At 61.2% G+C, this 15254-nt stretch carries 12 protein-coding genes and 1 pseudogene; 7 read left to right on the top strand and 6 right to left on the bottom strand.

The genetic code is table 11. The annotated features are described in order from the left end of the window. Positions 1-468 precede the first annotated feature (468 nt). The 4 genes from hrpA to BFN10_RS21560 all read left to right on the top strand — a co-directional run bounded on the left by hrpA (position 469) and on the right by BFN10_RS21560 (position 6680). Complete coding sequence (gene hrpA, locus BFN10_RS21575; RefSeq protein WP_071491542.1) at positions 469-4380, top strand: ATP-dependent RNA helicase HrpA; 3912 nt, start codon at positions 469-471, stop codon at positions 4378-4380. Between the two features lie 307 nt (positions 4381-4687). Next, positions 4688-5809, top strand: coding sequence for a beta-ketoacyl-ACP synthase III (locus tag BFN10_RS21570; protein WP_071491358.1), 1122 nt, complete (start codon positions 4688-4690; stop codon positions 5807-5809). Positions 5810-5826: 17 nt separating this feature from the next. Beyond that, positions 5827-6441, top strand: a complete 615-nt coding sequence (locus tag BFN10_RS21565) for an RNA polymerase sigma factor (RefSeq protein WP_071491357.1) — start codon at positions 5827-5829, stop codon at positions 6439-6441. Continuing rightward, on the top strand, positions 6435-6680 hold the full coding sequence (locus BFN10_RS21560) for an anti-sigma factor family protein (RefSeq protein WP_071491356.1): 246 nt from the start codon (positions 6435-6437) through the stop codon (positions 6678-6680). Before BFN10_RS21565 ends, BFN10_RS21560 begins: the two co-directional genes overlap by 7 nt. Positions 6681-6787: 107 nt before the next feature. On the opposite strand, the gene BFN10_RS21555 is transcribed toward BFN10_RS21560, so the two are convergent. Continuing rightward, positions 6788-8110 carry a putative porin gene (locus tag BFN10_RS21555; protein ID WP_028617432.1) on the bottom strand — a complete coding sequence of 441 codons (1323 nt, stop codon included), beginning with the start codon at positions 8108-8110 and terminating at the stop codon, positions 6788-6790. A 282-nt stretch (positions 8111-8392) separates the two neighbouring features. On the opposite strand from BFN10_RS21555, the gene BFN10_RS21550 reads away from it, so the two are divergent. The 3 genes and pseudogenes from BFN10_RS21550 (at position 8393) to BFN10_RS21545 (ending at position 10098) form a co-directional block, all read left to right on the top strand. Continuing rightward, the gene (locus BFN10_RS21550) at positions 8393-9517 is read left to right on the top strand and encodes a GNAT family N-acetyltransferase (RefSeq protein ID WP_071491355.1); all 1125 of its coding nucleotides are present in this window, start codon (positions 8393-8395) and stop codon (positions 9515-9517) included. Between the two features lie 77 nt (positions 9518-9594). Next, a pseudogene (locus tag BFN10_RS29000) lies at positions 9595-9872 on the top strand (BrnT family toxin). Continuing rightward, positions 9850-10098, top strand: a complete 249-nt coding sequence (locus BFN10_RS21545) for a BrnA antitoxin family protein (protein ID WP_071491354.1) — start codon at positions 9850-9852, stop codon at positions 10096-10098. The pseudogene BFN10_RS29000 and the gene BFN10_RS21545 overlap by 23 nt, the downstream one beginning before the upstream one ends. Positions 10099-10153: 55 nt before the next feature. On the opposite strand, the gene aqpZ is transcribed toward BFN10_RS21545, so the two are convergent. The 5 genes from aqpZ to BFN10_RS21520 form a co-directional block, all read right to left on the bottom strand. Next, positions 10154-10855 (bottom strand): aquaporin Z, encoded by a 702-nt coding sequence (aqpZ, locus tag BFN10_RS21540; protein ID WP_071491353.1) that lies wholly within the window; start codon positions 10853-10855, stop codon positions 10154-10156. Positions 10856-10991: 136 nt separating this feature from the next. After that, on the bottom strand, positions 10992-12824 hold the full coding sequence (locus tag BFN10_RS21535; RefSeq protein WP_071491352.1) for an ABC transporter ATP-binding protein: 1833 nt from the start codon (positions 12822-12824) through the stop codon (positions 10992-10994). Positions 12825-12906: 82 nt separating this feature from the next. After that, positions 12907-13470, bottom strand: a complete 564-nt coding sequence (locus tag BFN10_RS21530) for a peptidylprolyl isomerase (protein ID WP_071491351.1) — start codon at positions 13468-13470, stop codon at positions 12907-12909. A gap of 3 nt (positions 13471-13473) precedes the next feature. Next, entirely contained in the window at positions 13474-14277 is an 804-nt protein-coding gene (locus BFN10_RS21525) for an alpha/beta fold hydrolase (RefSeq protein WP_071491350.1), read from the bottom strand. A 14-nt stretch (positions 14278-14291) separates the two neighbouring features. Next, complete coding sequence (locus BFN10_RS21520; protein ID WP_071491349.1) at positions 14292-15215, bottom strand: PA3225 family LysR-type transcriptional regulator; 924 nt, start codon at positions 15213-15215, stop codon at positions 14292-14294. Between the last annotated feature and the right edge of the window lie 39 nt (positions 15216-15254).

Below are 15254 nucleotides of genomic sequence, written 5' to 3'. Positions count from 1 at the left end.
ATTTGCCGTCAAATTAGTGGGCGGTGTCGAGTAGGTCCGGGAGGATGCGTTGTGCGGTGGCTTCTCGGTGTACGCGGGCGGGAACTCATAGGGGGGTGGTGGTTCCGACGCTGCCGAGCGCGGTTGGGCTCGCATGGATTGCGCGTAGCTGGGTAGGTTAGGTTGGCTGTTTGTCGATTCGATAGGCATAAAAGCTCCGGTTTCATAAGCGATACAGTGATCTGCCAGAGATTTCTGGCGGGTTGATTTGATCCTGCGTACTTCACTTAAACCATCGGATTTCTACTGTGAAAGGGTCGGATGAGCGACTTGCTCGTGTATGAAATATGTTCATTCGGAGGCGCTACGCCGTCAGTCACTGACTGAGCGTCTCCAGAAATGCCGAAATCTGCGACAATCGCCCCTCGTTTTTTCGTCCGTAGCTATGCAGGCGTGTCCTGCCTCACTCAGAAGACCTTTGCCGCCCTGATGACCGACCAAGCGCCCACCATCGACCAACTGCTCAAAACCCTTGATCACGCCATGCTCGCCGACCGCCACCGTTTGCGTCGGCAGTTGCTTGAGTTGCGCAAAAAGCCCGACGAGGACAAGTTGGTGCAGTGGGTCGCGCGCATGCAGGCGTCCTGCGCCCAGGTCACGGCGCGGCGCGCCAGCCTGCCGGTGATTCGTTATGACGACAGCCTGCCGATTGCGGCCAAGCGCGATGAAATCAAAGAAGCGCTGAACAAGCATCAGGTGCTGATCATTGCCGGCGAAACCGGCTCGGGCAAGACCACCCAGTTGCCGAAGATCTGCCTGGAAATCGGTCGCGGCCAGTTCGGTCTCATTGGTCATACCCAGCCCCGCCGGATCGCCGCACGCAGCGTGGCCAGCCGGGTCGCCGAAGAGTTGGCCACGCCATTGGGCGCGCTGGTCGGTTATCAGGTGCGCTTTGAAGACCAGAGCGATTCCAACACCCTGATCAAGCTGATGACCGACGGCATCCTGCTGGCAGAAACCCAGAACGACCGCTACCTGGAACGCTACGACACCATCATCGTCGACGAAGCCCACGAACGCAGCCTGAACATCGACTTCCTGCTGGGCTACCTGAAAACCCTGTTGCCACGTCGCCCGGACCTGAAAGTCATCATCACCTCGGCGACCATCGACCTGGAGCGTTTCTCCAAGCATTTCGACGATGCGCCGATTGTCGAGGTGTCGGGCCGCACCTTCCCTGTGGACACCTGGTATCGCCCACTGACCCTGGAGCAGGACGAGGAGGGCAACCGCGTCGAGGACGACCTCACCGTCGACCAGGCGATCCTCGCCACCCTGGATGAAATTGCCGCCTATGAGCGCAGCGAGCGGCGCAGCCCGGGCGACGTGCTGGTGTTCCTGCCGGGCGAGCGCGAGATTCGTGACGCTGCCGACATGCTGCGCAAGGCCCAGCTCAAGCACACCGAGATCCTGCCGCTATACGCGCGCCTGTCGCCAGCCGAGCAGCAGCGCATCTTCCAGTCCCATCCGGGCCGACGTGTGGTGCTGGCAACCAACGTCGCGGAAACCTCGCTGACTGTGCCGGGCATTCGTTATGTGATCGACAGCGGCACCGCGCGCATCAGCCGCTACAGCTACCGCGCCAAGGTGCAACGCCTGCCGATCGAGGCGATTTCCCAGGCCAGCGCCAACCAGCGTAAAGGCCGTTGCGGCCGGGTCGAGCCGGGCATCTGCATTCGCTTGTACAGCGAAGAAGATTTTATCGGCCGCCCGGAATTTACCGACCCGGAAATTCTGCGCACCAACCTCGCCGCCGTGATCCTGCAGATGCTGCATTTGCGTCTCGGCGAAATCACCGACTTCCCGTTTATCGAACCGCCGGACGGCAAGGCGATCAGCGACGGTTTCAACCTGCTGCAAGAGCTCTCGGCGGTCGACCGCAACAGCCAGCTCACCCCGCTGGGCCGCCAGTTGGCGCGCCTGCCGGTGGATCCGCGCATGGGCCGCATGTTGCTGGAAGCCGCCAAGCTCGGCAGCTTGCAGGAAGTACTGATCGTCGCCAGCGCCATGTCGATCCAGGACCCGCGTGAGCGCCCGCCGGAGCGTCAGCAGGCCGCCGACCAGGCCCACGCACAGTGGAAGGACCCGGATTCGGACTTCGCCGGCCTGGTCAATTTGTGGCGCGGTTTTGAAGAGCAGCGCCAGGAGCTCACTGCCAGCCCGCTGCGTAACTGGTGCCGCAAGAACTTCCTCAATTACCTGCGCCTGCGCGAGTGGCGTGATTCCCATCGCCAGTTGAGCCTGATCTGCCGCGACATGCAGTTGAGCGTCAATAAAGAGCCGGCGGATTTCCCGAAACTGCACAAGGCGGTGCTGTCCGGTTTGCTCAGCCAGATCGGCCAGAAAACCGAGGACGGCGATTACCTGGGCGCGCGTCAGCGGCGTTTCTGGATCCACCCCTCGTCGGGCATCGGCAAGAAGCGCCCGCAATGGCTGATGACCGCCGAACTGGTGGAAACCACCAAGCTGTATGCGCGCATGGTCGCCAAGATTGACGCCGACTGGATCGAACCGCTGGCCGGGCACCTGATCAAGAAAAACCACTTCGAGCCGCACTGGGAGAAAAAACGCGGCCAGGTCGTGGCCTTCGAGCAGATCACCCTGTTCGGGCTGATTGTGGTCGGGCGCCGTCCGGTGCATTACGGGCCGGTCGACCCGGTGGTGTCTCGCGAACTGTTTATCCGTGAAGGCCTGGTGCGTGGCGAGATCCAGTCGCGGGCCAAGTGCCTGGCAGCCAACCAGCAATTGCTGGAGCAGCTCGACGAGCTGGAGGCCAAGGCGCGCCGGCGCGACATCCTGGCCGACGAGGAAACGCTGTTCGCCTTCTACGATGCGCGCCTGCCGGCGGAGATCCACCAGACCGCGACCTTCGACAGTTGGTACAAGGTCAACAGCCAGAAAGACCCGCAACTGCTGATCATGCGCGAAGAAGACGTACTGGCCCGCGAGGCCAGCGAAGTCACCGCCGCGCATTACCCGGACACCCTGCATTTGGGTGACCTGGAACTGGCCTTGAGTTACCACTTCGAACCTAACCACCCGCGTGACGGTGTGACCTTGCGCGTGCCGGCGCCGCTGTTGCCCGCCTTGCCGGCGGAGCGCCTGGAGTGGTTGGTGCCGGGGGTGATCGAGGCCAAGTGCATCGCCCTGGTGCGCAACTTGCCCAAGGCGCTGCGCAAGAACTTCGTGCCGGTGCCAGACTTCGTCAAGGCGGCCCTGCAACGCATCGAGTTCGGCCAGGGCTCGTTGCCCCAGGCCCTTGGCCGCGAATTGTTACGCATGACCGGGGCGCGGGTCAGCGATGAAGCCTGGGCCGAAGCCGCGCAGCAGGTAGAAAGCCACCTGAAGATGAACCTGGAAGTGGTGGACGGCCAGGGCAAGTTCCTCGGTGAAGGCCGGGATCTCGCCGAACTGACGGCGCGCTTTGCCGAGGCCAGCCAGGCCGCGCTGGCCATACCGCAAACTGCAAAAAGCCAGCAGCCGGTGGAGGCCAAGGTGTTCGCGGCGGTAGCCGAGAAGACGCAACAGAAGATCGCCGGGTTGTCGATGACGGTGTATCCGGCGCTGGTGGAGGAAAACGGCACGGTCAAGGAAGGGCGTTTCTCCACGGCGGCCGAGGCTGAGTTCCAGCATCGCCGTGCCTTGCAACGCCTGCTGATGCAACAACTGGCGGAACCGGCGAAATTCCTGCGCGGCAAACTGCCGGGCCTGACCGAACTGGGCCTGATGTACCGTGAGTTGGGCCGGATCGATGCGCTGGTGGAAGACATCCTGCTGGCCAGCCTCGACACCTGCGTGCTCGAAGGCGAAGCCAGCCTGCCGCGTGATGGCGCAGGTTTGGCGGCCCTGGCCGAGCGCAAGCGCGGCAGTTGGACCGAACATGCCGAGCGCCTGGCGCGCCTGACCCTGGAGGTGCTGAAACTCTGGCATGGCCTGCAAAAGCGCTTCAAAGGCAAGATCGACCTGGCCCAGGCCGTGGCCTTGAACGACATCAAGCAGCAACTGAGCCACCTGGTGTACCCCGGTTTTGTACGGGAAACCCCGGTGCAGTGGTTCAAGGAATTGCCGCGTTACCTCAAGGCCATCGAGTTGCGCCTGGAAAAACTACCGAGCCAGGTGCAGAAGGATCGGGTGTGGAGCGGCGAGCTGGGCGGCCTGTGGACGCAGTACGAAAACCGCCTGAAAAAACATGCCCAGGAAGGCAAGCGCGATCCCCAGCTGGAGCTGTATCGCTGGTGGCTGGAGGAATACCGGGTGTCGTTGTTTGCCCAGCAACTGGGTACCAAAGTGCCGATTTCCGACAAGCGCCTGAGCAAGCAGTGGAGCCTGGTAGAAGCCTGATATTTGCACGGTTTCCAGGGCAATACAGGTCCAGTGTGGGAGGGGGCTTGCCCCCGATTGCGGTCTGTCAGTAAAGGATGTGTTGACTGGCCCACCGCTATCGGGGCAAGCCCCCTCCCACAGATAGCGCCAAATTCCGAGGGTTGTGGCAAACTTCGCGGTTATAAATGCCGGGATCGTCGCGAAAGGCTGCGGCGCGATGGAATAAAGCGATGCCAGTTTGGTGTCCGCGGAGCGGAATCGGACTACTTACAGTTTGGTACGACGGTACCAATATCTTCTGCCTGACAGATTTAGAGGAACGACCGTGCATAACGTCGTCATCAGCGGCACTGGCCTGTATACCCCGGCCAACAGCATCTCCAACGAAGAGCTGGTGCAGTCTTTCAATGCTTACGTGCAACAGTTCAACAGCGACAACGCCGCCGCCATCGAGCGCGGTGACGTGCAGCCGCTGACCGAATCCAGCGCCGCCTTCATCGAAAAGGCCTCCGGCATCAAGAGCCGCTTCGTGATGGACAAGGACGGCATTCTCGATCCGCAGCGCATGGCCCCACGCCTGCCCGAGCGCAGCAACGACGAATGGTCGGTGCTCTGCCAGATGGCCGTCGGCGCCGCTGAACAAGCTCTACAGCGCGCGGGCAAAACCGCTGCCGACATCGACGGCGTGATCGTCGCCTGTTCCAACCTGCAGCGTGCCTACCCGGCCATCGCCATCGAAGTCCAGGAAGCCTTGGGCATCGAAGGGTTTGGTTTTGACATGAACGTGGCCTGTTCCTCGGCCACCTTCGGCATCCAGAACGCCGCCAACAGCATTCAGCTGGGCCAGGCGCGGGCGATCCTGATGGTCAACCCGGAGGTGTGCACCGGCCACCTGAACTTCCGCGACCGCGACAGCCACTTCATCTTTGGCGATGCGGCCACCGCCGTGGTCCTGGAGCGCGCCGACCTGGCAACCTCCGAACACCAGTTCGACGTGGTGAGCACCAAGTTGCTGACCAAGTTCTCCAATAACATCCGCAACAACTTCGGCTTCCTCAACCGCACCGCGGAAGAGGGCATCGGCGCGCCGGACAAACTGTTCGTACAGGAAGGCCGCAAGGTGTTCCGCGACGTATGCCCGATGGTCGCCGAGCTGATCGGCGTGCACCTGGAAGAGAACCAGTTGAACGTGACCGACGTGAAGCGCTTCTGGTTGCACCAGGCCAACCTGAGCATGAACCACCTGATCGTCAAGAAACTGCTGGGCCGCGAAGCCACCGTGGAAGAAGCCCCGGTGATCCTCGATACCTACGCCAATACCAGCTCGGCGGGTTCGGTGATTGCGTTCCACAAGAATCAGGATGATCTGCCCAAGGGCTCCGTGGCGGTGCTCAGCTCGTTTGGCGCGGGCTATTCGATCGGCAGCGTGATCCTGCGCAAACGCTAAGACAGTCGAGGTCTTGAATGGCAGCAGCGGACGACGCGCACCTGCTTGAACGCCTGCTCCAGGGTGAGCAGCGGGCCTACAAGGAATTGGTCACCACCTACCAGAGCGCCATGCGGGCGGTGGCCTATGCCATCGTCGGCCAGCGTCACGCCGACGAAGTCGTGCAGGACGCCTGGCTATCAGTGGTGCGCAACCTGGCCAGGTTCGAAGGCCGTTCCAGCCTCAAGACCTGGCTGCTGACCATTACCGCCAACGCTGCCAAGGGGCGCTACAAGCAGAACCGTCGCGAAGTGTTGCTCGACGATCTGCCCTCGCCCCACGGCACTATCGGTGACGATCGCTTCACCCCCGACGATGGTCACTGGGCCGTCGCCCCGTATGCCTGGCACCAGGACACCCCGGAAGCCTTGCTCACCGAGGATGAACTGCGCAAATGCCTGGAGCATACAATCCTGAGCCTGTCGGAGTTGCAGAGCAGTGTGCTGGTACTGCGTGAGCGCCAGGGCCTGGAGTTGGAAGAGATCTGTAATCTTCTGACGTTGTCGCTCTCCAATGTCCGTGTGCTGTTGCATCGGGCACGGCTTAAAGTCTTCGCCACGGTGGAGCATTTTGAGGAAACGGGCGAATGTTGACCTGTAAAGAACAAGTGGCACGTTCCAGTGACTATCTCGATGGGCAGTTGACCTTTCGCGAGCGTCTGCTGGTGCGTCATCACTTGATGTTCTGCCCGAACTGCCGCCGGTTTATCCGCCAGATGCGCTTGATGCAGGCGACGCTGAGGATAATGCCGGACGAACCGGTAGACGGTGTGGAGGCCTTGGCGCAGCGTCTGGCTGACGAGCGGCTCAAGGATCATAAAGGCGGGGAATAAACAGGCTCGCGTGGGTGGAGCGAACGGATGATGGGGACCGATCCACCTACGCAAGACTGGTACAGCCACCTCGGGCCGTCCTGGCCCAAGGCTTTCAACACTTACTGTTAGAACTTGGCTTCTGCATCCAGCTGCAGGGTGTTGGTGTTGGCATCACGCTGGGTGCGGCTGGCGTAGTCGGCCTTGGTCAGGAAGTACGTGGCACCGAGGGCGAAGTTCTTGTCGATGTCGTAGCTGACCTTCATCTTGTGACCGCGCGAACCGGTGGTGCCGTTGGCGAAGTCCGAATCGGTGAAGGCACCTACCACGGCATTACGCTGAATGTCGCGGTAGTTGTAGTCCAGGTTGAAACCGAACACTTTCGACTTGGCGCCGATCAGCCAGGCTGTGTCCTGGTCGGTCACGGCGTCGTTGTTTTTCACGTACTGGCCGTAGAACGCCAGCGGTACAGCCAGGCCGCCGATGTCGGCTTGGGCAAAGCCTTCATACAGGCGGAACTGGTTGTCGGCCGAGTTACCGTTGACCGCCAGTGCGCAAGGCGTGGTGGTGGTTGTGCAACGGCTGTCCTTGTCATTCTGGTAGGCGTAGACGCTGCCGCCCAGGGTCATTTTCAGGTTGTCGGTGACCGAGAAGCGTGTGCCCAACTGGCCAGAGGTCAGGCGCAGGTCGTGACGGAACTGCACGCCGTCGCCGTCGACGTTGTCCTTGAGGTTGTAGTTGCCGAGGCTGCCGAACAGTTCGGCGCTGCTGCCCAATGGGTATTTGTAGGTCAGGGCCAGACCTTCAGGGTTGATGTCGCTATCCCAGATGACGTCGCCCATGTTCACCCACGGTTGCAGCATCTTGCCGCCGATCACGTGCAGGTTCTTGATCTGGTCCGGGTGGTAGTCGATGTAGCCAAGGTCCAGCCAGATCGACTTCTTGTCGAAATAGTTGTCCTGGTCCTGGTTGGTCGAGCGCGCATCGTCGCTGCTGCCGGTGGCAATACGGATACCGGTGTCGACCTGCGAGTTGATCTCGGTGTAGGCACCCAGGCGGGCACGGATACGCTGACGGTCCTTGTCGCGGCCGCCGTTGTTGGATTCGCCCTGGATTTTCACGGTTTCCTGACGGAAACGTACGTCACCCTTGAACTGAGTCTTGGCGGCCCAGGCCAGCTTCTGGTCAAAGCTGCTCAGCTCATTGGTTTTCTTCGCGGTGGCCGCGATCTGTTCGTTGGTCTCTTGTTGAGCTTGCCGTGCGATCTGCTGTTCTTTCTGGTCTTTGGCCAATTCGCTTTGCAGTTCGGTGTACTGCGCTGCGGTGATCTGGCCGTTGGCCTTGAGCATGTCGAGCAATTTAGCGTCGACTGCAGCGCTGGCCGGAACGCTCAGGGCCAGTAACAGGCCGCCGCACAGGACCGCCGCAGTTTTAGTGGAAGCAAGACGCATATCAATCTCCGAAAGTGAGGAGGGATGGCAAACCATCCAGGACACAACCGACCGATGACGGACGGAAAATAGCCGCCGGGTAGAACCAGGCGCTCTAAAAACAGGCGTCAGTATCGCGACCGTTTATGACGACGCAGTGGCGAAGTGATGTCATCTAGATGACAAATTATTTATATTCGGAACTATTGGTTTAGAGCCTTGTCGTGCGAATCGGGGATGTGCCAGGGCTGGCAATCGGCGATACTCGCCAGGCTTTCACGCCCCGAACCAGTGAGGATGCCGATGCCGCTGCAACGCCTGGACAGCCTGTCCGAAATCGCCCCGCAAGCCTGGGATGCGCTGGTGCCGCAGGGGCAGCCGTTCGTGCGGCATGCGTTCCTGAGTGCCTTGGAAGACAGCGCCAGCCTGGGCCCGCAATCTGGCTGGCAGCCGGAGCATTTGCTGCACTGGGAGGGTGAGCGGCTGGTGGCGGCGTTGCCCAGCTATCGCAAATGGCATTCCTATGGCGAGTACGTGTTCGATCACGGCTGGGCTGATGCCTGCGAGCGCGCCGGTATCGACTATTACCCCAAGTTGCTCACGGCGGTGCCCTTCAGCCCGGTCAGCGGTCCGCGCTTATTGGCCGCGAGTGCCGATGACGGTTTTGAGCTGCTCAAGAGCCTGCCGGGTTACCTCGAGATCGAGGGGCTTTCAAGCGCCCATATCAACTTCACGGATGATCTGGCCGATGCTGCACTGGCCCGGCAAGCGGGCTGGTTGCAGCGCCTGGGCTGTCAGTATCACTGGCAGAACCGGGGCTACCGCGACTTCCAGGACTTCCTCGACGCCTTGAGCTCGCGCAAGCGCAAACAGATGCGCAAGGAGCGCGAGCAAGTGGCGGGGCAGGGGATCGATTTCGAGTGGCTGCAAGGCCATGAACTGAGCGAGGCGCAGTGGGATTTTGTCTACGCCTGCTACGCCAACACCTATGCCGTGCGCCGCCAATCTCCCTACCTGACCCGCGCTTTCTTCAGCCTGCTGGCCGAGCGCATGCCCGAAGCGATCCGCGTGGTACTGGCCAAGCAAGGCTCGCGTCCGGTAGCCATGGCCTTCAGCCTGCTCGGCGGCGACAGTTTCTACGGCCGCTACTGGGGTTGCCTGGCAGAGTTTGATCGCCTGCACTTCGAAACCTGCTTCTACCAGGGCATGGACTACGCCATCGCCCACGGCCTGCAACGCTTCGACGCGGGGGCGCAGGGCGAGCACAAGTTGATCCGTGGGTTCGAGCCGGTGATCACGCGGTCGTGGCACTACCTGCGCCATCCGGGATTGAAGAATGCCGTGGAGGATTTTCTCGAGCGTGAACGGGTGGGGATCGTGGCGTATGCACAGGAGGCAAGGGCAGCCCTGCCTTATCGGCAGGGCTGAGCCGCTGGTCTTGTGGCGCTTCCAGGCAAGGCTGAAATTGCTATTTTGTATGTACAAAAGTACATACAGGTCGTGCCATGCTATTTGAGTGGGATGAATCCAAAAATAAAGCCAATATTGTTAAACACGGCATCGATTTCAATGACGTTCCAGATATCTTCAGGCACCCGATGCTGGCCTTACGCGATGATCGAGCGGATTATGGCGAAGAGCGTGGATCAGTATTGGCTGGATCAAATTGTTAGTGGGTGTGGTCGTATATACCGAGCGGCATGGTGGTGTGATTCGCATCATTTCTGCCCGAAAAGCAACCAAGAAGGAGGCCAAATACTATGACGCAAACATCGAAAACTGACTGGGAGCGCTTGGCCAAAATGAATGATAACGAGATCGATACCAGCGATATTCCTGAGCTGGATGCCGATTTTTTCCGGCATGCCGAGTTACGTGTTCCAGTGAAGCAGGCGGTCACTATCAGGCTGGACGCTGATGTACTGGAGTGGTTCAAAGATCAAGGATCTGGTTACCAGACGCGTATTAACCAGCTATTGCGTCAGTACATGCAGGCCCATCAAGGGTGAATGGCTGTCCGATAAGAGCAGCCCTGCCTTATCGGCAGGGCTGAACCCGTTTGCCTCAGCCCGGCGCCTCCTTGCCCAGCCATCGATAAGTGAACCCACCGATCACCGCACCCAGGATCGGCGCGAGCCAGAACATCCACAATTGCTGGATCGCCCACCCGCCGACGATCAGTGCCGGGCCGGTACTGCGGGCCGGGTTGACCGAGGTATTGGTCACGGGAATGGAGATCAAGTGGATCAGGGTCAGGGCCAGGCCGATGGCGCAGGGTGCCACGCCCTTGGGAACGCGGCGGTCGGTGGCGCCCAGAATGATCACCACAAACATGGCCGTCATCACCAGCTCACACACAAACCCCGCCGCCAGTGAATACCCGCCGGGCGAATGCTCGCCATAGCCGTTGGACGCCAGGCCCGATGCCAGTTCGAACCCCGGCTTGCCGCTGGCAATGAAGTACAGCAACGCAGCGGCGACCGTGCCACCGACTACCTGCGCGACGATGTACGCCGGTAACTCCCTGGCCGGAAACCTTCCGCTCACTACCAGCCCCACCGATACTGCCGGGTTGAGGTGACAACCGCTGATATGCCCGATGGCCACCGCCATGGTCAGCACCGTGAGCCCGAAGGCCAGGGACACGCCCAACAACCCGATCCCGACTGCGGGAAACGCCGCGGCCAGCACCGCACTCCCGCACCCGCCCAACACCAGCCAAAACGTACCCAACCCCTCTGTGACTGAACGCTTGAACAAAGACATGCAACCCGTCCTTGATAGATCGCTCTACCCAATCAGTAAATCAGTGATGCTCCCTGCAGATTTACTTCAGCGCCCGTCTGGGCACTGCACTGAGTACAGCACGGCTATGGCACAAATCCAGGGCTCTAATGTGGGATCAGTCGATGCCGACGAAGCCGCCGGTCTGGTGCTGCCACAACCGTGCATACAACCCACCATGGGCCAGCAGTTCGGCATGGCTGCCGCTTTCGGCAATCTGGCCTTTCTCCAGCACCACCAGGCGGTCCATCCGCGCAATGGTCGACAAGCGGTGGGCAATCGCGATCACGGTCTTGCCCTGCATCAGGGTTTCCAGGCTTTCCTGGATCGCGGCTTCCACTTCCGAGTCCAGCGCTGAGGTGGCTTCGTCCATGATCAGGATCGGCGCGTCCTTGAGCAGTACGCGGGCGATGGCGATACGTTGACGCTGCCCGCCGGAGAGTTTCACGCCGCGCTCACCGACATGCGCATCCAGCCCGGTGCGGCCTTCGGAGTCCGACAGCAATGGGATGAACTCATCCGCGCGCGCCTTGTGCACGGCGGCCCAGAGTTCTTCGTCGGTGGCATCGGGCTTGCCGTACAGCAGGTTGTCGCGGATCGAGCGGTGCAGCAACGACGTGTCCTGGGTGATCATGCCGATCTGTTCGCGCAAGCTTTCCTGGGCGACGTCGGCGATGTTCTGGCCGTCGATCAGGATACGCCCGCCTTGCAGGTCGTACAGGCGCAGCAGCAGGTTGACCAGGGTCGACTTGCCCGCACCGGACGGGCCGATCAGGCCGATCTTTTCACCGGCCTTGATCTCAAGGTTGAGGCCGCCAATGATCCCGCTCTTCTTGCCATAGTGGAAATCCACCTGCTCGAAACGCACTTCGCCATGGGGCACGCTCAGGCGCGGGGCTTTGTCGCGGTCGATCACGGCCAGCGGCTGGGCAATGGTCTTCAGGCCATCCTGCACCTGGCCGATGTTTTCGAAAATGCCGTTGACCACCCACATGATCCAGCCGGACATGTTGACGATACGGATCACCAGGCCGGTGGCCAGGGCGATCGCGCCAACGGAAATCAGCGACTGCGTCCACAGCCACAGCGCCAGGCCGGTGGTGGTCACGATCAGCAGGCCGTTCATGGTGGTGATCACGATGTCCATGCTGGTGACCACGCGGCTGGCCAGCTGGGTTTTTTCGGTCTGCTCGATGATCGCTTCCTTGGCATATTCCTGCTCATAGCGGGTATGGGCGAACAGCTTCAAGGTGGTGATGTTGGTGTAGCCATCGACGATGCGGCCCATCAATTTGGAGCGCGCCTCGGAGGAAATCACCGAGCGCTCCTTCACCCTTGGCACAAAGTAGCGCAGCGCCAGGCTGTAGCAGAGGATCCAGGTCACCAGCGGGATCATCAGGCGCCAGTCGGCCTCGGCAAACAGCACCAGGGAGCTGATGGCGTAGATCGCCACGTGCCAGATCGCATCCACCGCCGCCACGGCGGAGTCGCGCAGGGAGTTGCCGGTTTGCATGATGCGCTGGGCAATACGCCCGGCGAAGTCGTTCTGGAAGAAATTCAGGCTCTGCTTGAGCACGTAGCTGTGGTTCTGCCAGCGGATCAGGCTGGTCATGCCGGGGCTGATGGTCTGGTGCACCAGCAGGTCATGCAGGGCGCCGAAGATCGGGCGCAGCAACAGGGCGACCACGGCCATCCAGATCAGCTCGGTGCTGTGCACCTGAAAGAAGTCGGCGGGCGGCGTGCCTTGGGCGAGGTCGATGATGCGGCTCAAGTAGCTGAACAGCGCCACTTCGATCAGCGCGCCGATCAGGCCCACCACCAGCAAGGCGGCGAAATGCGGCCACACCTGGCGCAGGTAGTAGAGGTAGAAGGGCAGGACTTTATCAGGCGGGGCGGCGCTGGGGGCGTCGCGGAAGATGTCGATCAGTTGTTCAAAGCGACGATAGAGCATTAGGTATGACGCCCGCCGTGCGGGCTCTCCTTTCAAATGCGCACGCAGCCTTGTGGGCTGCGCGCGGAACTGCCTGCCAGGCTCAGTCGAGGCGCTTGGCCGACTTGATCACGACAGGATCGATTGGCACGTTCTGCATGCCTTGCTTGGTAGTGGTCTGGGAGTTGACGATGATGTCGACCACATCCATGCCCTTGACCACTTTGGCGAACACGGCGTAACCGGCATCGCGGCCTGGGTCGAGGAACGCATTGTCGGCGACGTTGATGAAGAATTGGCTGGTGGCCGAATTCGGATCATTGGTGCGCGCCATCGACAAGGTGCCACGTACGTTATGCAGGCCGTTGCTGGCTTCGTTCTTGATTGGCGCGTCGGTCGGCTTCTGCGCCATCTGCGCGGTGAACCCGCCGCCCTGGACCATGAAACCCGGGATCACACGGTGGAAAATCGTGTTGGTGTAGAAGCCCTTGTCGACATAGGCCAGGAAGTTCTTGGTGCTGATTGGCGCCTTGACCGGGTCCAGTTCGATCTCGATATCGCCGTTGGTGGTGGTGATCAATACGTGGGGCGCCTTGGCGGGCTCGGCGGCCATCAGGTTGGCGGCGAACAGAACAGAACCGGCAAAGAAGGCGATTTTTTTCAGCATGGGTCAGTGATCCTGGGTAGTGGTTTCGACTGTCTTTAGAAATTCGAGCAAGGTTGCGTTAAAGACTTCGGGTTGATCCAAGGGCGTGGCATGGCGGGAATCTTCTATCACCACCAGTCGCGCATCGGGCAGCAGTTTTACATAGTTTTGTTTCTGCGCCACAGGGGTGTAGTCGTGGTCGGCGCTGATGACCAGCGTAGGACAAGTAATGCGCGAAAGATGTTCCTGCACCCCCCATCCCACAATCGCATCGAAGCTTGCGAGATAAGCACGTTTGTCGTTCTTTGCCCAGCGTTCGGCCATTTTGCGGCGCAGGTCGGCCTGGTGCGGTTTTGGGAAGAGCCGCTCGCCCAACGCCTTGCCGATCGTGGACAGGCTCAGCAAGCGTGCCAGGCTCCAGCGCTTGGCCCACTGCCAGTAATCATCGGCACTGCGCACCTTGACCTCGGGGGCGCTGTTGACGATGCACAGGCTCTTGATCCGCGCCGGTTCGTCCACGGCCAGTTGGAAAGCGATCATGCCACCCATGGACAAGCCCACCACGTGGGCCGGTGGCAGGTCCAGGTGTTCGAACAAGGCGATCAGGTCGTAGGTGAAACCCGGGATGCTGTAGCGTTCGCGCGGTTTGTCCGAGCGGCCGTGACCGCGCACGTCCACCACGATCAGGCGGTAATGCCGGGCCAGTACTGGAATCTGCAGTTCCCAATCCTGGCTGCTGGAGCCCAGGCCGTGGATCAGCACCAGCGGCGTGCCGTGGCCATATTCCTCGTAGTGCAGGCTGCATCCTTCATGGTCGAACCAGGCCATGGGCGAACTCCGTTTCAGGCTTGCCGGGGGGCGGCGAAAGGCGCGTCCAGCGGTGCGGTGTCAAAGGTGCGCAGCAGTTCCACGAGGATCTGCGTGGCAGGCCCCAGGGGTTTGTCCTTGTTTGAATACAGGTAGAACGTGGGGTGGCGGCTACCGCCCTGTTCCAGCGGCAGTTGCTTGAGAACGCCTTCGGCGAGTTCGCGCTCGATCATGTGCCGGGGCAACCAGGCAAAGCCCAGGCCGCTGCCGACAAAGGCGGCGGCGGTGGCAAGACTGCCGACGGTCCAGCGCTGTTCGGCGCCGAGCCAACCCACATCGCGCGGTTGCTGGCGGCCGGAGTCGCGGATCACCACCTGCATCTGGCTTTCCAGGTCCTGGAAGCTCAGTTCGCGGTTCATGCGGTGCAGCGTGTGCTCGGGATGGGCCACTGCGACAAACTCCACATCGCTCATTTCCGTGCCCAGGTAGCCGGGGATACTGAACCCGCAGATCGCCAGGTCGGCGACGCCTTCCATCAGCAACTCTTCAACGCCAGACAACACTTCTTCCCGCAGGCGCACGCGGCAGCCACGGCTCTGGGGCATGAAGGCGGAAAGAGCGCGCACCAGGCGCGCATTCGGATAGGCCGCGTCCACCACCAGGCGCACTTCGGCTTCCCAGCCCTGCTCCATATGGTGGGCAAGGTCCTCCAACTGGCTGGCGTTTTTCACCAGTTGCCGGGAGCGGCGCAACAGCACTTCACCAGCGTCGGTGAGTACCGCCTTGCGCCCGTCAATGCGCAACAGCGGTACGCCAAGCTGGTCCTGCATGCGGGCCACGGTGTAGCTCACCGAGGACTGCGAACGGTGCAGCGCTTCGGCCGCCTGGGCGAAGCCGCCATGGTCGACCACGGCCTGCAGCGTGCGCCATTGATCGAGGGTAACGCGGGGCGCTTTCAAGATGGGCTCCTCTTGTCCTAAGCTGGCTGTCCTTATTGG

The sequence above is a fragment of the Pseudomonas extremorientalis genome (assembly GCF_001870465.1).
Taxonomy (GTDB): Bacteria; Pseudomonadota; Gammaproteobacteria; order Pseudomonadales; family Pseudomonadaceae; genus Aquipseudomonas; species Aquipseudomonas extremorientalis.
Note: the sequence above shows the minus strand (reverse complement) of the source record. Positions and strands in the feature narration are given on the sequence as shown.